Origin of the sequence: Hymenobacter gelipurpurascens (assembly GCF_900187375.1) — a bacterium.
GTDB classification, from domain to species: Bacteria; Bacteroidota; Bacteroidia; order Cytophagales; family Hymenobacteraceae; genus Hymenobacter; species Hymenobacter gelipurpurascens.
The window spans coordinates 2,496,857-2,521,296 of the sequence record NZ_FYEW01000001.1; the positions used below are offsets into that span (position 1 = coordinate 2,496,857).

The following is a 24,440-nucleotide window of genomic DNA, read 5'->3' on the forward strand; positions in this document are numbered from 1 at the left end:
TTCCGCCCTAGGCCACCAACAAACGAAACGGCCCACTGGCTTGGATTGCCAATGGGCCGTGCGCAAAAGTAAATCAGTTGCCGGGTGCGAGTTGCCGGTTATCAGTTGTTATGATACTCACAACCGACAACTGGCAACTCACTTCGCTTTCTCGAAGATCATGCCATCCGAGTCCATGCAATAGCGCTGGCCGGTAGGCTTCGGGCCGTCGTCGAAGACGTGGCCTAGGTGGCCGCCGCACTTGGCGCAAACCAGTTCGTCGCGGCTCATGCCCAGGCTGTTGTCGGCGGTTACTTTCAGGCTGCTCTCGGTTGCCGGGGCCCAGAAGCTAGGCCACCCTGTGCCCGACTCAAACTTGGTTTCAGAAGAGAAAAGCAGGTTGTGGTCGGCGGCGCAATAGTAGTTGCCCTTCTCGTGGTTGTTGGCATACTTATTCACGAAAGGCCGCTCTGTGCCTTGCTGGCGCAGAATAAAGTATTGGGCGGGCGTAAGCTGGGCTTTCCACTGCGCGTCGGTTTTGCGCACCGGAAACTCGTCGGGCTTGCCTGTTACCAATTTGGGCTTGGGGTAAGATTTGGCGGCAGCCGACGGGTTGGTTACTGGCCTAGGCGAATCAGCCAGATCCATTTTGGCGTCGCGGGCGCTTTTGTTCTGGGAGCAGGCCGTGTTGAAAGTTGCTACAGAAAGCAGCAGAATAAGCAAAGAAGAGCGCATGAGAGCAGGAAGAGGAGAATAGATGAGAAAGCAGCCCAAACTAGTGCAGTGGGCCGCTGAAATAACATACGCAGTAAGGCTACGGTTCGGCTTTCGCCCTACAGAAAGTTCTAGGCCACTCCATTCTGGAACCTCAGGTGCCCAATGAGTTGTCTTGCGTATCGGCCGCTGCCGCTTCCTCTCTCAGTAACAATTCTTTACTGCAAGTTTTTGCGCTAAACATTCCGTACCTTTGCAGCCGGAAAACCCTTTGTATGCAGAACATCCGTAATATCGCCATCATCGCGCACGTTGACCACGGCAAGACCACGCTCGTGGACAAGATCATCCATGCTTCCAAGCTGTTCGACGAACACCAGCAGTTCGACGACCTGATTCTGGACAACAATGACTTGGAGCGTGAGCGAGGCATTACCATCGTCTCGAAGAACGTATCAGTTCGTTATAAAGACGTAAAAATCAACATCATCGACACCCCTGGTCACGCCGACTTCGGCGGCGAGGTGGAGCGTGTACTGAAGATGGCCGACGGCGTATTGCTGCTTGTCGATGCCTTCGAAGGTGCCATGCCCCAGACTCGTTTCGTACTGGGCAAAGCCATTGACCTGGGCCTGAAGCCCATCGTGGTGGTGAACAAGGTCGACAAAGAAAACTGCCGCCCCGACGAGGTGCACGAGCAGGTGTTCGACCTCATGTTCAACCTGGGTGCCAACGAAGACCAGCTGGACTTCGTGACCCTGTACGGCTCTTCGAAGCAGGGCTGGATGAGCACCGACTGGAAAGAGAAGACCGATAGCATCATTCCGCTGCTTGATGCCGTGGTAGCTTCTATCCCGCCCGCTCCTACCTTGGATGGCACGCCCCAGATGCAGGTTACTTCGCTCGACTACTCGTCGTTTGTAGGCCGTATCGCTATTGGCCGTGTACACCGCGGCACGCTGAAAGAAGGCGCTAACATGAGCCTGGTGAAGCGTGATGGCACTATCAAAAAAGTAAAAATCAAAGAACTGCAGGTGTTCGAAGGCTTGGGTCGCACCAAAGTTTCGGAAGTTAGCTCCGGCGAAATCTGCGCCGTAACCGGCATCGAAGGTTTCGATATCGGCGATACGCTGGCCGATGCCGAGAATCCTGAAGGATTGGCGGTTATCAGCATCGACGAGCCGACGATGAACATGCTGTTCACCATCAACAACTCGCCGTTCTTCGGTAAGGAAGGTAAATTCGTGACCTCGCGTCACCTGCGTGACCGTCTGTTCAAGGAAACCGAGAAAAACCTGGCCCTGCGCGTTAAGGAAACCGATAAGGAAGACACGTTCCTCGTGTACGGCCGCGGTATTCTTCACTTGTCGGTTCTCATCGAGACCATGCGTCGTGAAGGGTTTGAGTTGCAGGTAGGCCAGCCGCAGGTACTGTTCCGCGAGGATGACAACGGCAACCGCACCGAGCCCATCGAGCACTTAGTGGTTGACGTACCGGAGGAAACTGCTGGTAAGGTTATCGAGCTGGTGACGATGCGCAAAGGCGAGCTGACCATCATGGAGCCTAAGGGCGACTTGCAGCACTTGGAGTTCAATATTCCTGCTCGTGGTCTGATTGGTCTGCGTAACAACGTGCTGACCGCCACCGCTGGTGAGGCCATTATGAACCACCGTTTCGCTTCGTACGAGCCTTACAAAGGCGTAATTCCTGGCCGTATCAGCGGTTCGCTGATTGCTATGGAAACTGGTCCCGGTACTGCTTATACCATCGATAAGATGCAGGACCGCGGTGAGTTCTTCGTAGAGCCCGGTGAGGAAGTGTACGCTGGCCAGGTTATCGGTGAGCACACTCGCCCCAACGACTTGACTATCAACATTCAGAAAGGCAAGAAGCTCACGAACATGCGTGCTTCGGGTACGGATGACAACGTGAAGATTGTACCGAAGCGTCAATTCTCGCTGGAAGAAGCCATGGAATACATCCAGAAGGATGAGTACCTGGAAGTAACCCCGAAATCGGTGCGGATGCGTAAGATCCTACTCGACGAGAACGAGCGTCTGCGTTCGGCCAAGAAAGTAGACTAGTTTTTAAACTGTCTGAATGAAAAGGGGCGCGACTTAGGTCGCGCCCCTTTTTTGTGTTTAGGCCTGACAGGTTAGCGTTTCTGCAGTAGCCACACATCCTGCATGGCGTAGCCGGCTTGGCGCTGGCCTGGCAGATGCTCTAGGATGTCGGCCTGCTGCCCAAACAGCCCGCGCAAATACGCTGGCGGCTGAAACGCCGCAAACAACCGGTGCCCCTCCTCTACCTGTCTCCGGATAACCACCTGATCGGCATCGAAAGTAGCACGCTCAGCCTCGGTCATTACTTCCCGAAATACGGCACCGTGCGTGGTAAACAACAGTACGCCGCCCGACCGTGTGACGCGCATCAGCTCATCATACCACTTCTGGTGGCCTAGCGCAGAGAGATGTGTAAAGATGGAGATGCCGTACACCGCATCGAAGGTGTGGGCGGCCGCAGCCAGGGGCGGCTCCATGGCGTTCAGCAGAAACTCAATACCGGGCAGATGCTGGCGGCACCATTCAATAGACTGCGGGTTGTAGTCGGTGGCGGTGAAGCGGCAGCTTTCGCCCAGCAAGGCAGGCATATGGCGGATAACCCGGCCAGGGCCACAACCCCAATCGAGGATATGCTTATTGCGCAGCTCCAGGTGTCTGGCCAGGTGCTCTTGCACCCACTGCGCCGTGTCTAGGCCATCTTCGTAGTACTTGCGGTAGTTGAGTTGAAAGGCCTCGTACATCAACCCATCCGGTGGTAGTGCTACGGTGGGGTTTGCCACCCGGAAGGCTCGGTTTGCGTGGCGGTTTCGGTAGCGCATGATAGCAAACCGCAGGCGGTCGGCGGCATGCATCAGGCCAGCTTGGCGAAGGAAGTGCGTGAGGGTACTCTTGTTCATTGCGACAATATCCGCATTGCCCGGCAATGCCTCACTTTGGTGGCCTACTGACAGCGCTTGGCAGTAGCGTTCAGTTCTGTTAAGCCACGTGGCTCAGAGAGGTTTCTGGGTGCTTAATGTGCTATGTCTGTAGTATCTTTATATTTCTAAGGGCACACATGGGAGCCGCTCACTAGTTGCCTTCCGGTTGATTTACTGCCGCTTTTATCCAGTTGCTATCCGCTCTATTTCTCCTTGTTCATGCTAGCAACTTCTGCCCTGCTACCCATTTTCAACGCGCTGCCTGATGCCTACCTGCTCCTCTCCCCTGCTCTGCTGGTAGAAGCGGCCAGCGACGCGTATTTGGCCGCTACTCTCACGAAGCGCGAGCAGTTGGTAGGACAATATATTTTTGACGCTTTTCCTGATAATCCGCAAACCCCTGAAGCGCGGGCAGTAGAAAACCTGCGCGCCTCCCTGGCCAAGGTACTGGCCACGGGCCAGCCCCACGAAATGGCCCAGCAGCATTATGATGTGCCCAATCCGGAACTTCCCGGCCAGTTTGTGGAGCGCCACTGGCTGCCCCGTAACATTCCCATCCTCGATGAGCTAGGCCAGGTAGCGCACATTTTGCACGTTGTAACCAACGTGACGACGCAGGTGCATGATGCGAAGGAGCTGCGCGCAAGCAAGGCGCGTGAAATGGCGGCTCTCACCGAGGCCGAAACCCAACGCAACCGACTGCAGGCGCTTATATCGCAGGCCCCTGCTCTCATTGCCAGTCTTAGAGGTTCGGCGCATGTTATAGAGCTAGCCAACGAGAGCTTTAAGCAGATGTTCGGAAACCGTGAGTTAATCGGTAAGCCGTACAGCGAAGCGGTGCCGGAATTAGGCGAGCAGGGCTTCATCGACTTGCTGGATAAGGTATACCAGACCGGCGAAACACACTACGGCAACGAAGTACTGGCCTACATAGACCGCACAAATTCCGGGCAGCGAGAACCCCTGTATTTCAACTTCACTTATCAGGCAACCCACACTCCGGCCGGAGAGATAGAAGGAGTATTATTGTTTGCCTACGATGTCACGACTCAGGTGGTAGCCCGGCAGCAGGTACAACAGCTTAATGGGGAGCTGGAAGCCCGCGTGACAGAACGCACCCAAGCCCTCCAGCAGGCCCAACTGGAAGCGGAGCGCCAGCGCACCCGTCTGCACCGGTTTTTCATGCAGGCGCCGGCCGCTATCTGCATTCTGGATGGGCCTGAGCTGGTGTATGAGCTGGTGAATCCTGGCTATCAGGAGTTATTTCCGGGCCGCGAACTGCTCGGTAGGCCTATTGCAGAAGCCTTGCCTGAAATTGTAGGCCACTCGGTATACCAAACGTTTCGGTCGGTATACGAAACCGGGGTGACGCACGAGGAGTATTCCCTGCTTATCCCGATAGCGCGCCCCGAAGATGGCGTGCTGGAAAACCGCTACTTCAACTATATCCAGCAGGCCCGCCACGACGAGCAGGGCCTTATTGATGGAGTATTGGTGTTTGCCCTGGAAGTAACGGAGCAGGTATTGGCCCACCAGCAGGCAGAGGCGGCCCAGACCAGCGCCCTGGCCGCCGCCGAGCTACTGGCCGCCCAGCGGGAGAATTTTCACCGAGTATTTGAACAAACGCCGGCCAGTATTGCCATTCTGCGTGGCCCCAACCACCAGTTCGATTATGTAAATCCGGGCTACCAGCAGCTTTTCCCGGGCCGGCAACTCGTTGGGCGGTCTATGGTGGAAGCCCTCCCCGAAACCATCGAATTTGGTTTTGTGGCGTTGCTGGATCGGGTGTTTCAAACCAGAGAGCCTTTTTTTGGGGCAGAGATGCCCCTGCGCGTAGCAGATGAAGCTGGCCATCTGCTACCCGAGGCCTACTTCACCTTCACCTACCAGGCCTACCAGGAGCAGGGCCAGACGGCGGGGGTATCTATTTTCGCCTTTGAAGTAACGGAGCAGGTGCTGGCGCGGCGAGAAGCGGTGGCCCAGCAGGCCCAACTCCAGACCCTGTTTGAGCAGGCGCCCGTGGCCATAGCCATCTTCCAGGGGTCCGAGCAGGTCATAGCCGTAGCCAACCCCCGGATGGCCGCCCTCTGGGGCCGTACGCCAGAACAGGTGGTTGGCAAGCCCATGCTGGAAGCGCTGCCCGAGATACGCGACCAAGGCTTTAAGGAGCTGCTTGATCAGGTAGTGACAACAGGAGAGGCATTTGTGGCGAATGAGGTGAAAGCGGTGCTACAGCGCAACGGGCTACTGGAAACAGTATACTTCAACTTTGTCTACCAGCCCATGCGCAACCTGGAGGGTAAAATCACCAGCGTGGCCGGGGTGGCCACCGAAGTAGGCGAGCAGGTGAAAGCGCGGCAGCAAATGCAGGCCCTCAACGACCAGCTACAGGCCTCCGTGGCCGATCTGGGGGCATCCAACAAGCTCCTTACGCGCACGAACCAAGACCTCGACAACTTTGTGTACGCGGCCTCCCACGACCTCAAACAGCCAGTAAACAATTTGGCTGGACTCTTTGGTGAGTTGCAGCGCAATGTGGTTTTCACTGATAAAGCGGAGGAAGAATTGCTGCTCCCCCTGATTCAAGAGGCTCTGCAACAGCTCAGCATCACGATTGATGATCTGGCGGCCCTGGGGCAGGCGCAGCAGGTCAGGGAGGTGCCGGCAGAGCTGGTATCACTGGAGGAGCTAACGGAAGAGGTGCTTAGCTCTCTGGAGCCGCAGGCGCGGGCGGCGCGGGCGCGCGTCACCACCGATTTTACGGCCCGGCCTACTGTTTCCTTTGCCCGCGCCAACCTGCGCACGGTGCTGCAAAATCTTCTCGCTAACTCCTTCAAATACGCAGACCCAACCCGACCGGCGCGCATTCATCTTTCCGTTTGGCTGGATGAAGGCCAGCCGGTATTGGTGGTTGATGATAACGGTTTGGGCTTCGATGCCGAAAAATACGGGGCGGAGCTGTTTCATCTGTTCCGGAGGTTTCACCACCACACAGCGGGCACGGGCGTAGGCCTGTATCTGGTAAACCGCATTGTGCAAGCCAACGGGGGCAGCATTGAAGTAGAAAGCCAAGAAGGAGAAGGCGCCACATTCCGCGTGAGGCTGGGGCCCGCCTAGGCCACATAACCGGCTCTTATGGCTGCGGCATTTTGGAGAAGAGGTTGATAACCAGAATACCCGCCAGAATCAGCAATAGGCCTAGGGCCGCCGGCCAGTCGGGTATTTGCCGGTAAAGCACTACGCCTACCAGCGTAATCAGCAGAATGCCCACCCCCGACCACACGGCGTAGGCAATACCAATCGGGATGACCCTGAGCGTAAGGCTGAGGCAGTAGAACGACACGCCGTAGCCCACCACCACGATGATGCTGGGCATCAGCCTGGAAAACCCAGCCGAAGCCTTCAGGGCAGAGGTGGCAATGGTTTCGGCCACAATGGCCAGCAGCAGGATAAGCCAGTGTTTCATGCGCTAGGCCTCTCGCTTTACCTCAAAAGCCGTGTAGCCCTCCACTGGACCGGACGCGGACTCCACTTTCGTTACGTGGGCAGCGGGTGGGCCTTGCTGGCACCACGCCTGCAAGGCATCGAGTGCTTCCGCAGGGCCTTCGGCTTCAATGGAAACAGTGCCGTCGGGATTGTTGCAAACGGTGCCCCTGAGGCCCAGGCGACGGGCTTCGTGGCGGGTGCTTTGGCGGTAAAATACGCCCTGCACCTGGCCATGGACGCGAATAGAACGGTGTTCGATGGACATAGTGCCTCTATCTTTGATTGCTGGCTTGTACGAAGCTCCCCGGAAAAGTGGCTGTTAGACGCCGCACTGGCCTAGGCCACTCTGGCACCCAACCTGGCTCGGTTGCGTACACGTAGCCCTTGCTTTCTGCCGCCTATCTCTCCCCTCTCCATGCGCTACCTGCTCCGCAACTGCACGCTCTACACTGGCACCGCCGTACTCCCACAGCACGCGCTTCTCCTCCACGAAGGCCACATAGAAGCCGTGCTGCCCGATACGGGCTCGTGGCCTGCAGATGTGCCCGTAGTAGATGCGCGCGGCCTGAACGTAGCGCCGGGCCTGCTGGATCTGCAGATATACGGCGCGGGCGGGCACCTCTTTTCCGTGTCACCTGGCCTAGAGGCGCTGACGGCGCTAGAGCAGCACACGTTTCGGCATGGCACCACCGGTTACCTGGCCACCATGCCCACCAACTCCTGGCACATGATGCGCACGGCGCTGGAAGTAGGCCAGGAATTTCAACAGCGCCACCCTGCATCGGGTCTGTTGGGCATTCATCTGGAAGGGCCGTACATCAACCCCATCAAGAAGGGCGCCCATCAGGAGGAGTTCATTCATGCGCCTACTGTGACAGAAGTGGAGGAACTCCTGAAGCTAGCTGATGGCATCCTGAAGATCATGACGCTGGCGCCGGAAGTTGCTACGCCGGAGGTGGTAGCGCGGCTGCGGGAAGCGGGCGTGGTACTTTCGGCGGGGCACTCCAATGCCACGTATGCGCAGGCGGCAGCGGGTTTTCGGGAGGGCTTTACGGCCGCTACGCACTTGTTCAATGCCATGTCGGCGCTGCAGGGCCGGGAGCCGGGCATGGTGGGCGCTATTTACGATGCCGAACAGGCCTACGCCAGCATCATTGCCGATGGCATTCATTGCGACTTCGCCTCCGTGCGCATCAGCCAGAAAATCATGGGGGAGCGGCTTTTCCTTATTACCGATGCCGTAACCGACAGCCAGCACGGCGCCTACCGTTTCCAGTTGCGCCACGACCATTATGTGGATGAACAGGGGATTCTGGGTGGCTCGGCCCTGACCATGCCTCAGGCCGTGCGCAACTGTGTGGAGCACGTAGGCCTCTCCCTGGAAGAAAGCCTGCGGATGGCTTCCCTCTACCCCGCCCGGGTGGCGGGCCTGCAGCAGCTAGGCTTGTTACAAGCCGGCCACCAGGCCGATTTCTTTCTGTTTGACGCTAACCTGGAGGTGCACGCCACTGCCCGCATAGGCGAGCTGCACTGGCACCTGGCCTAGCGCTGGAACTTGCCGAGCCACAACGGTATAGCGTTTCACAACTGGGGATAGTAACTTAAGAAGTGACGCCGGACGAGCGCTAAGCCACCTGTAACGGGCGGTCTGGGTGATCTTCAGCAGACCTTCAGAAAGCGCTAGGTTCTTGCCCCGAACTTCCCCTCCCTATGCGCTATCTTCTTCTCGTATTGCTGTTGCTGGCTGGTCCGGCTGCCTGGGCTCAATACTCGGTTCGTGCCATTGTGCGCGATAGTCTGACCCATGAAGTACTGGTGGGCGTGAGCGGAGCCGTGCGCGGCACTCCCAATGGCGGCGCTACGGATGTGCAAGGCCAGCTCACGCTTGATAACCTGCCCGGCCCCACGGCGGAGCTGGTGTTCAGCTACCTGGGCTACCGCGTGAAAACCGTGACAGTAACCCTGCCGCAAACCGGTGAGCCTCTCACCATTTTGCTAGGCCAGGATTCCAATGCGCTGGAGGAAGTGGTAGTTACCAGCACGCGCACCAACTCCCGCATCGAGGATTTGCCTACACGCATTGAGGTGCTGGGCGCCGAGGAGCTGGAAGAGGAAAGCGGCATCAAGCCGGGCAACGTAGCCAGCATTCTGGGCGATGTGGCCAGCATCCAGATTCAGCCGACTTCCGCCACCACCGGCAACGCCGACCTGCGCATACAAGGCCTGCAGGGCAAATACACTCAGATTCTGCGCGACGGACTGCCGCTGTTCGGGGGCTATGCGGGCTCCTTCGGGATTCTGCAGATTCCGCCCCTCGATTTGCGCCAGGTAGAGATTATCAAGGGCGCCAGCAGCACGCTCTACGGAGGCGGCGCCATTGCGGGCATGATCAATCTGATTTCCAAGGAACCTCAGCTCAGCGGCCCCGAACGCACCGTCCTGGCGAACATCAGTACCCTGCGCGAGTCCAACCTCAACGGTTTCTTCGCGGGTCGAAATGAGAAGGTGGGCTACACCCTGTTTGTGGGCGGCACTCGCCAGCAAGCCGTGGATGTGAATGGCGACGGCTACTCCGATGTGCCGCGCCTGGGCAGCGTGCTCGTACACCCCCGCCTGTTCCTGTACCCTACCTCGCAAAGCAAACTGGTGGTGGGCTACACCGGCACCTATGAGCGGCGACGCGGCGGCGATATTCAGGTGCTTAAAGAGCGCCCCAATGCCACCCACCAGTTCTTCATCAACAACGACAGCTGGCGCCACACCGCCGATGCCCGCTACGACCACAGTACTGCCGAGCGTGGCGACCAACTGGTGCTGAAAGGCAGCCTGAGCAGCTTTCAGCGCGATGCCACCACCAATACCACCGGCCTCAAGGCCCGCCAGATTTCCTATTATACGGAGGGCAGCCAGCTCCTGAAACTTTCCCACCACGATGTAGTGCTGGGGGCCAACGTCACGGGTGAGTCGTTTCGGCCTACGCTCAGCCAGGGCCTGCAGCTGCGCGCCTACGACTATGTGACGCCCGGTGTGTTTGCCCAGGACGACTGGAAGCCGACTCCCGCTTTCACCCTGCAAACTGGCCTACGCATAGACCACCACAACCGCTACGGCACGTTTGTGCTGCCGCGCCTGAGTGCGCTCTACAAGTTCGGGAGTCACTTCTCGTCGCGGCTGGGAGGTGGCCTAGGGTACAAGGCGCCGTCGTTTTTCGTGAACGAGCTGGATGAGCGGGATTTTGTGCGGGTGCTGCCCTTCACGGATGCCAACCAGGCGGAGCGCTCTGCGGGCGCCAACTGGGATGTGAACTATGAGACCGTAGCCGGCCAGGGCGAAGAGGCGATGCACATCACCGTCAATCAGTCGTTTTTCCTGACCCAGATCCAGCACCCGCTCCTGCTCAACACGGATTCCCGAACGGGCTTTATCACCTTCTCCAATGCCGCGCAGCCCTTCCTGACGCGGGGCTTTGAAACCTACGTGCGCGTGCGGCAGGATGAAACCGAGCTGTACCTGGGCTATGTGTTCACGGATGCGCGCCGCCAGGATTTGCCCGGCCACCCGCGCCTGAGCCTTATTGCCCGCAACAAGCTGGCCAGCGTGCTTTCCCGGGAGTTCAATACCCACTGGCGCGCCGGTCTGGAAGCGGCCTACACCGGCAGCCAGCAGCGCGACGACGGCCCTTCCACGCCCGGCTATGTGTTTCTGGCGGGCATGGTACGCTATAGCACCGGCCCCATCAGCTTTGTGCTGAACGGCGAAAACCTGCTCGATTATCGCCAGACGCGCAAGGAAACCATCTGGTCCGGCGACCGAACCAACCCCGCTTTCCGCCAGCTGTGGGCCCCCATTGAAGGCCGGGTAATCAACCTCTCGGCCACGGTGAAGTTCTAGGCTCACGAAGTCCGTCCTTACTTTACGTCCTTCAACTCAGCCCAAAACCCAATTGAGTTGTTGACTTGCTATGCCCGTAGCTCATCCTCCTCGTCCTTCTCGCCTCCCGTTACTACATCAGCGCTGGAGCGAACTGCTCTTTGCGCATTGGCCTACTGCACCGGAAGTACTGCGCCCCTACCTGCCGCCGCGCCTGGAGCTGGATCTGTTTGAGGGCCAGGCGTGGCTAGGCGTGGTGCCGTTTTCCATGAGCCGGGTGCGGCCCCCGGGCTTGCCGGCTATACCTGGCCTACGGACGCTGCATGAGCTGAATGTGCGCACCTATGCCACACTCGATGGTATTCCGGGCGTGTGGTTTTTGTCTCTGGATGCCGATAGCGCCGTAGCGGTGGAGCTGGCGCGGGCGCTGTTTCATCTGCCCTATCTGCACGCCCGTATGGCATTTCGGCAGGAAGCAGACCGGCTACATTTCCAGGCCACGCGCACCCACCGCCGTATGCCGCCCGCCACATTTGAAGCCCGCTGGACGCCGGGTGCCGCGTTGCCCCGCTCCCAACCCGGCACTTTGGAGTACTTCCTCACGGAGCGCTACCACCTGTATACCGCCGGCCCCAACCTGATGCAGGATATTCAGGGGCCTAACCTGTGGCGCGGTACACTGTGGCATGAGCCCTGGCAGCTGCGCCAGGCCACCCTACACCATTGGGAATCGAACTTGGTGGAAAGCCACGGCCTGCCCACGCCTGTAGGAGCACCGCATTTGCTGGCCGCTGATCCGGTAGATGTGCGGGTTATGGGCCTGAAGCGCGTATAGGTGGCCTAGGCCTGCCGCTGGCGCACGGCCTCAAACGTGAGAATAGCGGTGGCTGTGCTCACATTAAGCGAGTCGATGGCCCCGCGCATCGGGATGATGATGGTTTGGTCGCAGGCCTGCATGAGCTCGGGGGTGAGGCCGTCGGCTTCGGTGCCCATCACGAGGGCCATGGGGCCGCGGAAGTCGCAGGTGGTGTAGGCCACTGCCCGGTCGGTGAGGGCGGCGGCATAGGTCCGGATGCCGTGCTGGCGGCACCAGGCCAGCAGCTCCTCGCGGGTGGTAGCAATGGTGGGCACCGTGAACGAGCACCCGATGCTGCTGCGGATGGCGTTGGGGTTGAACAGATCAGTGCGCGGGTCGCAGACGATAACGGCCGTGGCTTGGGCGGCATCAGCGGTGCGCAGAATGGCGCCCAGGTTGCCGGGTTTCTCTACGGCTTCCAGCACCAGCAGCAGCGGCGCGGCGGGCAGCTGCAACTGGCCTAGCGTGAGGTGAGGCGGCTTGGCCAGGGCCAGCACGCCATCTGAGCCTTCGCGGTAGGCGACTTTCTCAAACACCGCCTTCGATACCTCAAACCATTCCGTGTCGCCGCTCCCGAATAAGGCCCGCAGCTCCTGCTGCCGGGCTTCGCCGGCCAGCTCTGCGCACACAAACAGAGCCGGCACAGCCACGCCCGCGCCGTGGGCAATGGTCAGTTCCCGCTGGCCCTCAATGATGGTGAGCCCCTGCGCCCGGCGCTCCGATGACTTTTGCTGGAGCTTGAGCAGGTTTTTGATGCGCGGATTCTGCGGGCTGGTAATCGGGTCGGGCATGGATGGTGCAATAACGGCTGGAGAAATCGGGGCATTTTCGGCAGCAGACAGCCGCGCCGGGCGTACTACCGGGCCGCGAAGATACGCACCCAAACCCGCCGATGCGGCCACGCTGCCTAGGCCACGTTGGCGCGCCAGCTAGTATCATTGTGGCTTCATCTCTCTTCCCCTCCGCACCGGCGCATGCAATTGAAACTTAACACCAAAATCATTCTGGGTTTTGCCATTGCCTTGGGCGTGCTGCTGCTCACGTCGGTGGCGGCCTGGTATAGCATTCAGCAGCTCAGCTACTACACCCAGCGCGTAGAGCACACCTACCAAGTGCTGCAGCTCACTTCCGATCTGCGCATGCGCATGCGCGATGCCCAAAGCCAGGTTCGTGGTTATCTGCTGCTCAATGACACCACGCAAAAGCAGTCTTTCGGGCAAGTAATGAAGGATGCCCGCACCGATTTTGGAAAGCTGCAGCAGCTCACCCAAGATAACTTTTCCCAGCAGGCGCGCCTTGATACGCTAGGCCTCATCATATCCGATGAAATGGCCTATCTGAACGAGTTCCGAACCGAGCAACCCTCCGCCGACGCTACCCGTCGCCTCGTCATCGGCGACCGGAAAATGCAGGAGAGCATTAAGCAGGTGGTTGACCGGATGAAGGCTGAGGAAGAGCACCTGCTCAAGATGCGCCGCCAGCGCCAGGATGTGTATGAGCACACCACGCCCGCGGCCATTATCACGTCGGCGGTGCTGGCCGCTATCATTGTGCTGTGGCTGTTCAACAAGATTTATCGGGAGCTGAACGCCAACGCTCACCTGCAGCAGCAGCTCACCCAGGCTAATGCAGATGTAGCGCACCGCATTGAGCTTATTGAGGGGCTGGCCGAACGCGTGGTGCAGGGCGACTACAAGGTCAAGATCAAGGACTCGGGCCAGGATAGCCTGGGCAATCTGGCCACCTCACTCAACCGCATGACCAAAACGCTGGATGAGAACTTCAGCATCCTGGAAACCCGCAACAAGGAGCTCGACCAGTTTGCCTACGTGGCCTCGCACGACCTGAAAGCGCCACTGCGAGGCGTCGTGACGGTAGTAAAATGGATTGAAAACGAGCTGCAAGGCGAGCTAAGCCAACAGATGCGCCAGTATCTGGACATGATGAAGGGCCGTCTGCACCGCCTCGAAGACCTCATCAATGGCCTCCTGGCCTACGCCCGCGTGGGCCGCACTGAGCAGAAAGTGGAAGAGGTAAACGTGGCCCAGCTGGTGAGTGAAGTAACGGAAATGGTGGTACCAGCCGGCTTTCGGGTAGAAACGCCCACGCCGCTGCCCACGCTGCTTACAGACCGCCTCAGCCTGCAGCAGGTATTCACCAACCTGATGGGCAACGCCGCCAAGTACCACCATAAACCCGAAGGCACCATCCGGGTGAGTTGCCAGGAGCTGAAGCGCGAGTACGAGTTCACGGTCCAAGACGACGGGCCGGGCATCGCGCCGCAGTTCCATGAAAAGGTGTTTCTCATGTTCCAGACCCTGCGCGACCGGAACACGGCCGAAAGCACCGGTATTGGCCTAAGCATCGTGAAAAAAATACTCGACGAACAAAAAGCAAGTATTCGTATCGAATCGGAGGAAGGCAAGGGTGCTGCCTTTATCTTTACGTGGCCGAAGCAGCCACCAGCGGCACTGCCGCTTCCTCTCTAGCTTCTCTCGTCTTACTCTGCTTGCTGCTATGCGTTCTGTTTTACTGATTGAAGACGACTTTTTTGATACCATGACGGCCCAGAAGGCTTTCGAGCGTTTTAGTGTGCCGCATAAGCTATACACCGCTTTCAACGGCATTGAAGCGCTGGACTTGCTGCTGGGTCGCAACAACGTGGAACCCATCCGGCCCCTGCCCGAAGTGATTCTGCTGGACCTGAACATGCCCAAAATGAACGGGCATGAGTTTCTGGCCGAGCTGCGCACCATGCCCGAGTTCAGCGATATTCCGGTGTTCATCACCACCACCTCCGGCATGGATGTAGACCGCCTGAACGCAAAGAATCTGGGCGTGAGCGGCTACATCATGAAACCGCTCGATTTCGAAACCAGCACCGATATGGTGGACAGCATGAACCTGCTGGAAACGCTGCTGAAATAGCCCTAGGCCACTCTTTTTGCCCTTACCGGCGAAGCATCGACAACCCGATGCTTCGCCGGTTTTTTTATAGATGTTTTTGCCCTCTGGGCACTGGAATTTCCCGGAGCGTTTTGGGGTTTCTCTCGCACTAGCCTAAGCCTTGTCGGCGTTAAGAAAAGGCCACCTACTTCCTTGTCTTTCTAGGCCACCCGGCGCGGCATTTTCAGCGGCACTAGTTGTTCTTTTTCGGGCAACGGCGGTAGATGCGCCCCGACGACTTATACTAGCGCTGCCAATTGGATTGTACCGCAACCGGAACTGCTCCTACTGGCCGTCAGACTAGTTCGTTCTACTCTTCATCCAAACCCCACTTGGCATCTGCCTTTTTTGGTTTCTTGCTACCTTAATTCCCTATATGCAGCTCCGCTCTCTCCTATTAGCCGTGCTCTGCACGTTCTCTGTTCCGGCTCTGGCCCAACAGACGCCCCGCCAGCTCAATACCTTACCCGGTGCGCCGGCTCCCACGCCGCCTGCCCCGGCACCGGCCACCTCCCCCACGCCGGCTACTACCGTTGTGCCAGCCGCCGCTGCCCCTCCCGACACGGCCCGTCGTGCCACGCAACCGCAACGGGCGCTGGCCGTGCCGCCCACGGCGCCCGACTCGGTACGCCAGCAGCGCCAGCAGATGGCGTTGCCACCCGTTAATACCACCCGCTACGCCGTAGGCCTCAAAACGGGCCAGGTAATTAAGGGCTACGATGTGGAAATAAAGCAGCCTGTGTTTGGCCGCAGCTTCCTGCTGGTTGATGGGCAGCAGCGCCTCGATCTGGACCAGGTGCGGTATTACGAGGACGAAACCGGTTTTTATGTGCGCACCACATTGCCCGGCCGCTCCAAGCGCGAATCGACGCTGCGCCGCGACCGGGTGGGCCGCATCAGCCTGTACTCCATCACGAGCACCCAATACATGAGTAACCCCTATGGCATGGGTGGCTACGGGATGGGGCGCTACGGCTACGGCGGGTACCCCTACGGCGGCGGCTACGGTGGCTACCGCACCGTAAAAACCGAATATTTCAGCAAGGATAACGGCCCGATTGAAAGCCTTTCCATCCGGACGCTGCAGTTGGCTACCGCCGATAACCCCGGCAGCGTGAAGCTGCTGCAGGATGCGCGTAAGTTCCAGACAATTACCACCCTCAGCTACGTGGCAGCGGGTGGCCTACTGCTGGCCGGCACGCTCTCCAGCTTCGGTGGCAGCACAGGCTTCAATGTGTCGCCGCTGATGTATGCGGCTATTCCGCTGGCCATTGTGCCATTGGTGATTGGCAGCAAGCAGCAGAACAACATCAAGCAAGCCATTCTGCTCTACAACCGGGGGCAGTAGTTTCGCTGCGCTGATTTGTATTCGAACCCCACCTGGCCTAGCCGCCGGGTGGGGTTTTTATTTGGGCCTGAGTTAATCTCAACTGCCACCCTGCGCGTAGGCCACTCTGTGAAGCCTGCCCCTACCTCCCCCGCCGACCTTGATGCGCGCCGCGAACTGGCCCTCTGGACCCACGAGCTACTGTGCGCCGAGTACGGCGCGCCGTTTCGGTTTTTCAGCACCAAAGACCCACTCAGCGAGCTGATCAGCGCCCTGCTTTCGCACCGCACCCGCAACCAGGATTCGCATAAGGCCTACCAGCAGCTGCGGGCCCGATTTGAAACCTGGGATGCCGTGCGCGACGCACCCACCGAAGAGGTGCAGGAAGCCATCAGTCCGTGCACGTGGCCCGAGCAGAAGGCGCCTCGCCTGCAGCTGGTATTGCGTGAAGTAGGTCAGCGCTGTGGCGGCCCCTGCAACCTGGAGTTTCTGGCCGATATGCCCATTCCGGAGGCCCGCGCCTGGCTGGAAGCGCTGCCGGGCGTGGGGCCCAAAACCAGTGCCGCCGTGCTCCTCTTCAGCACCCTGCGCCGCCCGGCCATGCCCGTAGATAGCCACCATCACCGGGTGGCCCAGCGGCTGGGCCTCATTGGGCCGAAAGTAGGCGAAGCGGCGGCCCACGCGCAGCTGGAGGCCCTGTTGCCACCCGGCTGGGATGCCCAGCAGGTCTACGACCACCATGAGGCCTTCATGTTTCATGGGCAGAAGTGCTGCTACTTCCATACGCCGGCCTGCGGACGCTGCGTGCTGCTGGAGCGCTGCCCTACTGGCCTAGCTCGCACCGCCCGAGCTCCGGCGCCAGCGCTGTCGTTATTTTGAGTAGTTTGGCCCCTGCCAGCTGCCTATAGCGGGTGTTTACTTTCTCACTTTTCTGCTTTTCAACCATGCAAAAGACCTATGGCCTGCCGGCACTCCTTTCCATCTTCGTCCCTGGCCTGGGCCAGTTGATAAAAGGACAAATCCTGAAGGCCTTTCTGATTTGGGCTGTGGGCGGGGTGTTGGGCTTTCTATTGGCCTGGACGATTGTGGTGCCCTTCCTGATTTGGGCCTGGAACGTGTACGACGCCTACAACTCGCCTTCCTAGAGTCTGTGCCGGTTCTGCACCTGAAGGCCAAACCCAACGCCCGCGCCAACCAGCTTCTCGTAGCCCCCGATGGCACCGTTACTATCCGGCTGAAAGCACCCGCCCAGGATGGCAAAGCCAACGCGTGTTTGCTGGGCTACCTGGCGGAGGTGTTTGGCGTGGCCAAATCCAGCCTGACACTACTTTCCGGCCACACGGCCCCGTTCAAGAAAGTGGAAGTGGCAGAGCTTTCGGAAGAAGAATTCAGTCAGATTCTGGCGCAGTTTCAAGTGGCCTAGGCCACTATAGAGCTATTCTGCAAGCAGACGCCAGATGAAGCTTGATGGTTTGTTTGCTGTCCGCAATGGCCTACGGAGTATGAACTCCCCCGACTAGCTTCCGTACCTGAGGGCAAGATCTTCCTTTCTCCCCTCAATTCTCTTCTGTATGCATTTTCCAACCTGGGCCATAGCGGGCTTCTGGGGTCTGATATCGGGCTCTGCTTTGCTGATAGGTGCAGCCCTGGGCTATTTCACGCGGGTACCGCAGCGGCTGATTGCGGCCATCATGGCGTTTGGCAGCGGCGTCCTGATTTCCACACTTTCGCTGGATTTAATGGAAGAGGCCTACGAAAAAGGCGGCTTCGATGCCACTGCCATTGGCTTTGTGGGCGGCGCAGCGGCTTACACCCTCGCCAACTGGGTGCTGGCCCGCTACGGCGCCAAGCACCGCAAACGCTCCGGAGAGCACCAGAATGAGGAGCGCCAAGCCGTGCAAGCGGGCAAAACCGAAAGCAGCGACTCCGGCGACGACAACGGCATGGCCCTGGCCATTGGCGCCCTGCTTGATGGCATCCCCGAGAGCATTGTGATTGGCCTGAGCATGCTGGCGGGCGGAGCCGTAAGCACAGTGGCCGTGGTGGCTATCTTTCTCTCCAACCTGCCCGAGGGACTTTCCAGCGCCGCTGGCATGAAAAAAGCCGGCCGCTCGCCCCAATACGTGCTGCTGCTGTGGGCTGGCATCATGGTTATTTCGGGCATTGCTTCGTTGCTGGGCTACACCGTTTTCAGCGGTTTCTCGGCCAATGTGGTAGCTGCTACCACGGCCGTAGCGGCCGGCGCTGTGCTGGCCATGATTGCAGATACCATGATTCCGGAAGCCTTCGATGTAGCGCACAACTTCACGGGCCTGATTACGGTGCTGGGCTTCTTGGTGTCGTTTGTGCTGAGCAAGCTGGGCGAGTAGCACGGTGAAGTGGTGAGTTTGCCGTTCGACTGACCTATCTGTCATGGCAAGGACGAAGGACGACGCCATCTTTCCTTCTGGTCGCGCCAGACCTTAAAGAAACTTGACGCTCTTATCCCCAGGCTGGAAGTAGGGTCTTTTCAGTATACTAACGGCTCGTGCAATGAGGAAGAAAAGATGGCGTCGTCCTTCGTCCTTGCCATGACATGTTCTAGGCCACAGTTCATCACTTCACAATTTCACTAAATCACCACTTCACCTTTGTAGCTTGCGGTATCTGATATATCGCATCTGCTATGGCCCTCCCTCCCGACCCCGCTGCTATTCAACCTTTGCTGGAAGCCCTGGCTTTCTCGCCCGATAACCTGGCCTTGCGCAAGCACGTGGCGGGCTTGTTGTTGCAGGCAGAGCGGCTGCCGGAGGCCGAGGAACTGTACCGGACTGGCCTACGACAGGCCCCGCAGGACGCCGACTTCCAACTCGGCCTAGCGGAAACGTATGCTGGCCTGCGCAAGACATCGGCGGCGTTTGTGGTGGTGGAGGAGCTGCTCGGCTCGCGCCCCGACCACGCCCGCGCCCACCTGCTCCACGCCCGCCTCCTGGCCGATACCGACCAGCTTCCGGCTGCCCGCGATGCCTACCAAACGGCCCTCGACCTCAACCCCACGCTGGAAGACGCCGAGCTGGCAGCCCGCCTGCGCGGCAGGGCACCGGCTCAGCCGGCCCACGGCGGGCCCGCCACCGACTATAACTTCGATCAGAATGAGGTTATCGATGAGCAAATACTGTTTAGTGGCCTAGAGCGCCCCAGCATCAACTTTTCGGATGTGGGCGGCATGGAAGCTCTGAAGGAAGAAATCCGCCTGAAGATTATCCACCCGCTCCAGTACCCCGATCTGTACAAGGCCTACGGCAAGGCAACCGGCGGCGGACTGCTGCTCTACGGCCCGCCTGGCTGCGGCAAAACCTACCTGGCCCGCGCCACGGCTGGCGAGGTAAAAGCCTCCTTTATCCACGTCGGTATCAACGATATTCTGGATATGTGGCTGGGCAACAGTGAGCGGAACTTGCACCAGATTTTCGAGCAGGCCCGCCTGCAGGCGCCGTGCGTGCTATTTTTTGATGAGGTAGATGCCCTGGCCGCCAACCGCCACGACCTACGCCAGAGCGCGGGCCGCACCGTCATCAACCAGTTTCTTTCGGAGCTGGATGGCGCCACGCGCTCCAACGAGGGCGTGCTGATTATGGCGGCCACCAACGCGCCCTGGCAGCTGGATGGCGCCTTCCGTCGCCCCGGCCGCTTCGACCGCATCATGCTCGTGACACCGCCCGACGAGCCCGCCCGCACGGCTATTCTGGAGCTGTTGCTGCGCGAAAAGCCCGTAGGCCAGTCTATCAATTACCCGAAGCTAGCCGCCCAAACCGCCGGCTACTCCGGCGCCGACCTGAAAGCAGTGGTAGATGTGGCCATTGAAAGCTGCCTGCGCGAATCGATGAAGGCCGGCAAGCCGCTGCCCCTGGAGCAGCGCACCCTGCAGGATGCCATCGGGAAAGTGCGGCCCAGCACGCGCGAGTGGTTTGCTACGGCCAAAAACTATGCGCTCTACTCCAACGAGGGTGGCCTCTACGACGACATTCTAGTGTACCTCGGTATCAAGAAACCCTCAGCCTAACCGGCTCTGAAACTCCGCATGAACCACGCTGAACACGACCGGTGGCAGGAGGCGGCGCGACATCTGCTGGATGTGCGCCGCCCGGAGCAGGCCGAGCATCTGGTTCGGCGAAGGCTGGCGAAGCATCCGCAGGAAGCCGAGGCCCACGAGCTGCTGGGCCTAGTGCTGATTAACCAACCCGGGCGCACGGCAGAAGCCCTGACGGAAATTCAACAAGCTCTGGCCCTCGACCCACAGAGCAGCGACGCGCATTACTTTCATAGCGTGTTGCTGCTCCGCGAAGGCCAGCCGTTTGCGGCCCTGCAGTCCATTGACGAAGCCCTGCACCACGATAGTCTCAACGCAACGTACCTGGGCTTCAAGGCCGTTATTCTGAACACCCGCCGGCAGCCGGAAGCCGCTCTGGAGGTTGCTACAACTGGCCTACGGCTGAATCCAGGCCACATTGAATGTCTTTTCCAACGCATCCTGGCACTCCAGCAGCTGCGGAGTTATGAGGCAGCTTCGCTGACGGTAGGCCAGTTGGCGCGCTGGCACCCAGGCCTGGCTCTCACGCACGCGTTGCTCGGCGACGAGGCCATGCGGGCGCAGCAGTTTGCTGAGGCGGAAACGCACCTTCGGGAAGCCATTCGCCTGCGCCCCACCGATGAGCGCACGCAGCGCAAGCTGCTGCCGCTGCTCCTTCAGCTCGGGCAGGAAGCGCAGCGCCAGCAAAAGCCCACCGAGGCCCGACGGTATTTTCTGGAGGCATGGCACCTTTCGCCTGGCAACAGCGCCGCCCGCCATGGCCTAGAGCAGCTGGCGCAGCAACGTTTCTGGCTGAAGCGCCAGTTGCGCCGCCTCGATGCCTGGTCGGAGCAGGTGCAGTCGGAGGTCAAGCGCGGACGACTGAGGGCTGTGCTCCAGCTATATTTGGTGCTGGTGCCGCTGGTAAGCCTACTTTGCATCCCGCTGATAGTGGCCTACATCTGGGCAGCCGTGCAGTGGCGCCTGCACCCCGATGTGCGTATGATGCACCAACGGCCCGCTTCCTGGCTGGCCACGCTAAGCCCCGTGGCCATGGCCATCGTATGTCTGGCATCAGCTATTCTGGCCATTGCCCTGGCCATCTGGCTGTATAGCTTGGGGGTGGTGGCATCTGCCCTAGTTCTCCCAGTGGTGCTGCTGGTTGCCAAGTTGATTGACTATTATTTCCGACATGTGGCACGGCTAAAGCGGCGTCATTCTTCCCGATAGATTTCTCTGATGGAACAAGCCAACTGGCCCGACCGAATTCTGCTGCTGCTCCGGCAGGGCCGCGCCGTGCAAGCCGAGCAGGAACTGCACCGCGTGCTCCACTCCGACCCCAACGATGCGCACGCCCACGCCCTGATGGCGCTGGCCCTGCTGGAGCAAAGCCGGCCCGAAGAAGCCCGCACGCATGCCCATACCTCCGTAGGCCTGTCGCCGGAGCACGACTTTGCGTATTACCTGCTGAGCCTGACCCACCAGCGCCTGCAGCAGCCCGAAGAAGCCCGCCAGGCCATTGAGCAGGCCCTGGCCCTCGACCCCACCGACCCCAACTATCACCATACACTAGGCATTCTGCGCTTCACGCAGGGCCAGTGGGCCGCCGCCCTGCGCGCCGCCGAAATGGGACTTGCTTACGACCCCGAACACGTTGATTGCCTGGGCCTGCGGGCGCGCTGCCTCACCCGCCTCGGCCGCCCCGAAGATGCTGCCAGCTCCCTCTCTCAAGCCCTGCTCTACGACCCCGACGATGCCGGCACCCACGCCGACGCCGGCTGGGTAGCCCTGGAAAGTGGCCGACACAAGGAGGCGCTGGAGCATTTCCGCAATGCCCTGCGCCTCGCCCCTACCTCGGAGTATGCCCGTAGTGGCCTGGTAGAAGCCCTAAAGGCTCGTTATTGGCTGTATCGGGCGTTTCTGCGGTTCACCGTCTGGACCGAGGGGCTAAGCAGCATGTCGCGCCGCCTGCTGTTCATTGGTCTGTACATTCTGGTGCGCTTCGTGCCGGTGTTGCTGCCGCTGTATCTGCCGTTTGTATTCATGAGCTGGTTTGCCGACCCCCTGTTCAACGGTTTGCTGCTGCTGAATCCCTATGGCCGCCATGCCCTCTCCAATGCCCAACGCCGCCAAGCCCTGGCCTTTATGGGAATGCTGGCGGCGGCTACCGTGCTGTTCACTTCCGCTTCCCTCTTCAGCCAGGGCTGGCTGGGCTCAATTGGGCTAGGCCTGTTGGCGGCCATTTTTCCGGCAATTGTGGCCTTGCGCCCCCGGGTAACGGTGCGGGCCAGGCGCTGGGCCCTGGCAGCTATGGTAGTGATGGTGCTGCTAGGCCTGGTAGGCGGCGCGCTGCACTTGCTCTACCCCGCCTCCGATACCTTCCAGGGTGCTATGGGTCTGTTATTAATTATCTGGGTGATTTTCATCTGGTCGATGGCGCTCAGTTGAGGCACGGCAGTTTCTATAGCTGATACCACATAAAAAGGCCATCGGACTTCCCTCCCGATGGCCTTTTTTCCCACACAAAGCTTTTTCTTCCCAAGTGGCCTAGCGGCCCTTACACCAGCTGGTTGGCGTTTTCTGTCATAGGGTCGCGGCGGTACGTGCGCTCGAACTCCTCATCGATGTGGTATGTGGATTCCTCGTGCTGGCTGAGGTCGAGGCCCAGTTCCTCTTCCTGCAGCTTCACCCGCAGGCCAAAAATGCGGTCCGTGACTTTGAGCAGCACCCAGGCACCCACAAAGGAATAGGCCACCACAATAAAGAGGCCGAGCACGTGGTAGCCAAACAGGCTGGTTTTGCCATAAATCAATCCGTCTTTGGCCGCGAAAACACCCGTCAGCAGCATGCCCACAATGCCACCGAGGCCGTGGCAAGGAAATACATCCAGGGTATCATCAATGGTAGTGCGGCTGTTCTGCCAGTGCACGGCAGCATGGCTAACCAGAGCGCCAATTACTCCAATCAGGATGCTCTGCCCATAGTCAACGAAGCCGGCGGCGGGTGTAATGGCCACTAGGCCTACTACGGCGCCGGTGCAGGCACCCACGGCCGTAGGCTTACCGCCCCGCACAATCTCCACCAGAATCCAGGCAATGAGGGCGGCACCGGAGGCCAGGTTGGTATTCACGAAGGATACGGCAGCCAGCTCATTCGCCCCCAGCGCCGAGCCTGCATTAAACCCGAACCAGCCAAACCACAGCAGGCCAGTTCCCAGCATTACGTAGGGCACATTTGGGGTTGAGAACGAGGATGGCCGCAGATGCGACGATCGGCGGCCGAGCACCAGTGCGCCCGCCAGCGCCGCCACGCCCGCTGAAATATGCACTACCGTACCGCCCGCAAAATCCAGAACGCCCCACTTGTGCAGAAATCCCTCGGGATGCCACGTCCAGTGGGCCAAGGGGCAGTAGATGAACAGGCTAAACAGCACCATAAATGCCAGATAGCCCTTAAACCGAACCCTCTCCGCGAAGGAACCCGTGATGAGGGCTGGGGTGATGATGGCAAATTTGAGCTGAAATGCGAAGTACAGCACGAACGGAATACTAGCCGCAAAGGCCGGATTGGGGGCCGTGCCCACGTTGCGCAGCATGGCAAACGTAAGCGGGTTGCCAATCAGCCCGTGCCAAGAGTCGCCGTAGCAAAGCGAGAACCCCACGAAATAGAACAGCACGGTAATAACGCCCAGGGCGACAAAGCTCTGAAGCATGGTGCTGATAACGTTTTTGGGCCGCACCATTCCGCCGTAGAAAAACGACAGCCCCGGCGTCATGATCAGTACAAAGGCGGTGGCCGTCAGCATCCAGGCTACATCCGCTCCATTCAGGGAGCCGGGGGCCGCGGCCGGATGCGGCACCTGCACGAAGGCAGCCAGTAAAGCCAGCCCAATCAGCAGGATCAGAGCAAACACGCTATATCCGGGCCGAAAGACGGGTGCATCGGATTTCATAAGAGGCTATTTTAATGAACTACCCTATTTTCTAAGGTCAATATAGAGCAAAATATACATTAATTGAAAATAGTCCATCTAATTCAATAGCCATTTCCACCATTTACCATATCATTTCTTTGAATACACCCCCAAATTTCAACCTCCTTTCCACTTAAAAGCAAGGTTTGTGTTAGAGCGGCGGCCTCCGCTGGTAGATTCTCCATGTGATTCGAGGTTTACAGCAACTACACCACAGTTTTTGCCCCGGTTTATCTTGGCACGAACCCCTGCCCTTCTCCT

General features: G+C 59.3%; 21 protein-coding genes. 15 read left to right on the plus strand and 6 right to left on the minus strand.

What is annotated here, in order from left to right:
* Nucleotides 1-138 precede the first annotated feature (138 nt).
* Nucleotides 139-714, minus strand: coding sequence for a peptide-methionine (R)-S-oxide reductase MsrB (msrB, locus tag CFT68_RS10580; protein ID WP_088843385.1), 576 nt, complete (start codon nt 712-714; stop codon nt 139-141).
* 254 nt (nt 715-968) lie between these two features.
* Here msrB and typA point away from each other — a divergent pair, with 254 nt between their 5' ends.
* The gene (gene typA / locus CFT68_RS10585; protein WP_088843386.1) at nt 969-2,777 is read left to right on the plus strand and encodes a translational GTPase TypA; all 1,809 of its coding nucleotides are present in this window, start codon (nt 969-971) and stop codon (nt 2,775-2,777) included.
* A 71-nt stretch (nt 2,778-2,848) separates the two neighbouring features.
* Here typA and CFT68_RS10590 read toward each other — a convergent pair whose 3' ends face one another.
* Entirely contained in the window at nt 2,849-3,652 is an 804-nt protein-coding gene (locus CFT68_RS10590; protein WP_088843387.1) for a class I SAM-dependent methyltransferase, read from the minus strand.
* A gap of 240 nt (nt 3,653-3,892) precedes the next feature.
* Here CFT68_RS10590 and CFT68_RS10595 point away from each other — a divergent pair, with 240 nt between their 5' ends.
* Nucleotides 3,893-6,790, plus strand: coding sequence for a PAS domain-containing protein (locus tag CFT68_RS10595; RefSeq protein WP_088843388.1), 2,898 nt, complete (start codon nt 3,893-3,895; stop codon nt 6,788-6,790).
* A 16-nt stretch (nt 6,791-6,806) separates the two neighbouring features.
* On the opposite strand, the gene CFT68_RS10600 is transcribed toward CFT68_RS10595, so the two are convergent.
* On the minus strand, nt 6,807-7,139 hold the full coding sequence (locus tag CFT68_RS10600) for a DMT family transporter (protein WP_088843389.1): 333 nt from the start codon (nt 7,137-7,139) through the stop codon (nt 6,807-6,809).
* A gap of 3 nt (nt 7,140-7,142) precedes the next feature.
* Entirely contained in the window at nt 7,143-7,424 is a 282-nt protein-coding gene (locus CFT68_RS10605) for an acylphosphatase (protein ID WP_088843390.1), read from the minus strand.
* Nucleotides 7,425-7,574: 150 nt separating this feature from the next.
* Here CFT68_RS10605 and nagA point away from each other — a divergent pair, with 150 nt between their 5' ends.
* The 3 genes from nagA (at nt 7,575) to CFT68_RS10620 (ending at nt 11,864) form a co-directional block, all read left to right on the plus strand.
* Entirely contained in the window at nt 7,575-8,705 is a 1,131-nt protein-coding gene (gene nagA, locus CFT68_RS10610; protein ID WP_088843391.1) for an N-acetylglucosamine-6-phosphate deacetylase, read from the plus strand.
* Between the two features lie 164 nt (nt 8,706-8,869).
* Nucleotides 8,870-11,050, plus strand: a complete 2,181-nt coding sequence (locus CFT68_RS10615) for a TonB-dependent receptor (RefSeq protein WP_088843392.1) — start codon at nt 8,870-8,872, stop codon at nt 11,048-11,050.
* A 70-nt stretch (nt 11,051-11,120) separates the two neighbouring features.
* Nucleotides 11,121-11,864 (plus strand): YqjF family protein, encoded by a 744-nt coding sequence (locus CFT68_RS10620; protein ID WP_088843393.1) that lies wholly within the window; start codon nt 11,121-11,123, stop codon nt 11,862-11,864.
* A 5-nt stretch (nt 11,865-11,869) separates the two neighbouring features.
* On the opposite strand, the gene CFT68_RS10625 is transcribed toward CFT68_RS10620, so the two are convergent.
* Entirely contained in the window at nt 11,870-12,676 is an 807-nt protein-coding gene (locus CFT68_RS10625; RefSeq protein ID WP_088843394.1) for a TrmH family RNA methyltransferase, read from the minus strand.
* Between the two features lie 183 nt (nt 12,677-12,859).
* Here CFT68_RS10625 and CFT68_RS10630 point away from each other — a divergent pair, with 183 nt between their 5' ends.
* The 10 genes from CFT68_RS10630 (at nt 12,860) to CFT68_RS10675 (ending at nt 22,654) form a co-directional block, all read left to right on the plus strand.
* Entirely contained in the window at nt 12,860-14,374 is a 1,515-nt protein-coding gene (locus tag CFT68_RS10630) for a sensor histidine kinase (protein WP_088843395.1), read from the plus strand.
* 28 nt (nt 14,375-14,402) lie between these two features.
* Nucleotides 14,403-14,813: a response regulator gene (locus tag CFT68_RS10635; RefSeq protein ID WP_088843396.1), complete on the plus strand. Its 411-nt coding sequence runs from the start codon at nt 14,403-14,405 to the stop codon at nt 14,811-14,813.
* A 394-nt stretch (nt 14,814-15,207) separates the two neighbouring features.
* On the plus strand, nt 15,208-16,179 hold the full coding sequence (locus CFT68_RS10640) for a hypothetical protein (RefSeq protein WP_088843397.1): 972 nt from the start codon (nt 15,208-15,210) through the stop codon (nt 16,177-16,179).
* 15 nt (nt 16,180-16,194) lie between these two features.
* On the plus strand, nt 16,195-17,037 hold the full coding sequence (locus CFT68_RS10645) for an endonuclease III domain-containing protein (protein WP_245815343.1): 843 nt from the start codon (nt 16,195-16,197) through the stop codon (nt 17,035-17,037).
* A 65-nt stretch (nt 17,038-17,102) separates the two neighbouring features.
* A complete protein-coding gene (locus CFT68_RS10650; RefSeq protein ID WP_088843398.1) occupies nt 17,103-17,303 on the plus strand; it encodes a hypothetical protein in 201 nt (66 codons plus the stop codon).
* A 5-nt stretch (nt 17,304-17,308) separates the two neighbouring features.
* Nucleotides 17,309-17,581, plus strand: a complete 273-nt coding sequence (locus tag CFT68_RS10655) for a DUF167 domain-containing protein (protein ID WP_088843399.1) — start codon at nt 17,309-17,311, stop codon at nt 17,579-17,581.
* A 148-nt stretch (nt 17,582-17,729) separates the two neighbouring features.
* A complete protein-coding gene (locus tag CFT68_RS10660) occupies nt 17,730-18,527 on the plus strand; it encodes a ZIP family metal transporter (RefSeq protein WP_088843400.1) in 798 nt (265 codons plus the stop codon).
* A 296-nt stretch (nt 18,528-18,823) separates the two neighbouring features.
* Nucleotides 18,824-20,200, plus strand: a complete 1,377-nt coding sequence (locus tag CFT68_RS10665) for an ATP-binding protein (protein WP_088843401.1) — start codon at nt 18,824-18,826, stop codon at nt 20,198-20,200.
* Nucleotides 20,201-20,218: 18 nt separating this feature from the next.
* Nucleotides 20,219-21,436, plus strand: a complete 1,218-nt coding sequence (locus tag CFT68_RS10670) for a tetratricopeptide repeat protein (protein ID WP_088843402.1) — start codon at nt 20,219-20,221, stop codon at nt 21,434-21,436.
* Between the two features lie 9 nt (nt 21,437-21,445).
* Nucleotides 21,446-22,654, plus strand: a complete 1,209-nt coding sequence (locus CFT68_RS10675) for a tetratricopeptide repeat protein (protein WP_088843403.1) — start codon at nt 21,446-21,448, stop codon at nt 22,652-22,654.
* Nucleotides 22,655-22,763: 109 nt separating this feature from the next.
* Here the strand turns inward: CFT68_RS10675 and CFT68_RS10680 are convergent, their stop codons facing one another.
* A complete protein-coding gene (locus tag CFT68_RS10680; RefSeq protein WP_088843404.1) occupies nt 22,764-24,158 on the minus strand; it encodes an ammonium transporter in 1,395 nt (464 codons plus the stop codon).
* Nucleotides 24,159-24,440 lie beyond the last annotated feature (282 nt).

Excerpts from the sequence above, each read along its gene's own strand:
- msrB (WP_088843385.1), bottom strand. The coding sequence starts at position 714 with ATGCGCTCTTCTTTGCTTATTCTGCTGCTTTCTGTAGCAACTTTCAAC.
- typA (WP_088843386.1), top strand. The coding sequence starts at position 969 with ATGCAGAACATCCGTAATATCGCCATCATCGCGCACGTTGACCACGGC.
- CFT68_RS10590 (WP_088843387.1), bottom strand. The coding sequence starts at position 3,652 with ATGAACAAGAGTACCCTCACGCACTTCCTTCGCCAAGCTGGCCTGATG.
- CFT68_RS10595 (WP_088843388.1), top strand. The coding sequence starts at position 3,893 with ATGCTAGCAACTTCTGCCCTGCTACCCATTTTCAACGCGCTGCCTGAT.
- CFT68_RS10600 (WP_088843389.1), bottom strand. The coding sequence starts at position 7,139 with ATGAAACACTGGCTTATCCTGCTGCTGGCCATTGTGGCCGAAACCATT.
- CFT68_RS10605 (WP_088843390.1), bottom strand. The coding sequence starts at position 7,424 with ATGTCCATCGAACACCGTTCTATTCGCGTCCATGGCCAGGTGCAGGGC.
- nagA (WP_088843391.1), top strand. The coding sequence starts at position 7,575 with ATGCGCTACCTGCTCCGCAACTGCACGCTCTACACTGGCACCGCCGTA.
- CFT68_RS10615 (WP_088843392.1), top strand. The coding sequence starts at position 8,870 with ATGCGCTATCTTCTTCTCGTATTGCTGTTGCTGGCTGGTCCGGCTGCC.
- CFT68_RS10620 (WP_088843393.1), top strand. The coding sequence starts at position 11,121 with ATGCCCGTAGCTCATCCTCCTCGTCCTTCTCGCCTCCCGTTACTACAT.
- CFT68_RS10625 (WP_088843394.1), bottom strand. The coding sequence starts at position 12,676 with ATGCCCGACCCGATTACCAGCCCGCAGAATCCGCGCATCAAAAACCTG.
- CFT68_RS10630 (WP_088843395.1), top strand. The coding sequence starts at position 12,860 with ATGCAATTGAAACTTAACACCAAAATCATTCTGGGTTTTGCCATTGCC.
- CFT68_RS10635 (WP_088843396.1), top strand. The coding sequence starts at position 14,403 with ATGCGTTCTGTTTTACTGATTGAAGACGACTTTTTTGATACCATGACG.
- CFT68_RS10640 (WP_088843397.1), top strand. The coding sequence starts at position 15,208 with ATGCAGCTCCGCTCTCTCCTATTAGCCGTGCTCTGCACGTTCTCTGTT.
- CFT68_RS10650 (WP_088843398.1), top strand. The coding sequence starts at position 17,103 with ATGCAAAAGACCTATGGCCTGCCGGCACTCCTTTCCATCTTCGTCCCT.
- CFT68_RS10660 (WP_088843400.1), top strand. The coding sequence starts at position 17,730 with ATGCATTTTCCAACCTGGGCCATAGCGGGCTTCTGGGGTCTGATATCG.
- CFT68_RS10665 (WP_088843401.1), top strand. The coding sequence starts at position 18,824 with ATGGCCCTCCCTCCCGACCCCGCTGCTATTCAACCTTTGCTGGAAGCC.
- CFT68_RS10670 (WP_088843402.1), top strand. The coding sequence starts at position 20,219 with ATGAACCACGCTGAACACGACCGGTGGCAGGAGGCGGCGCGACATCTG.
- CFT68_RS10675 (WP_088843403.1), top strand. The coding sequence starts at position 21,446 with ATGGAACAAGCCAACTGGCCCGACCGAATTCTGCTGCTGCTCCGGCAG.
- CFT68_RS10680 (WP_088843404.1), bottom strand. The coding sequence starts at position 24,158 with ATGAAATCCGATGCACCCGTCTTTCGGCCCGGATATAGCGTGTTTGCT.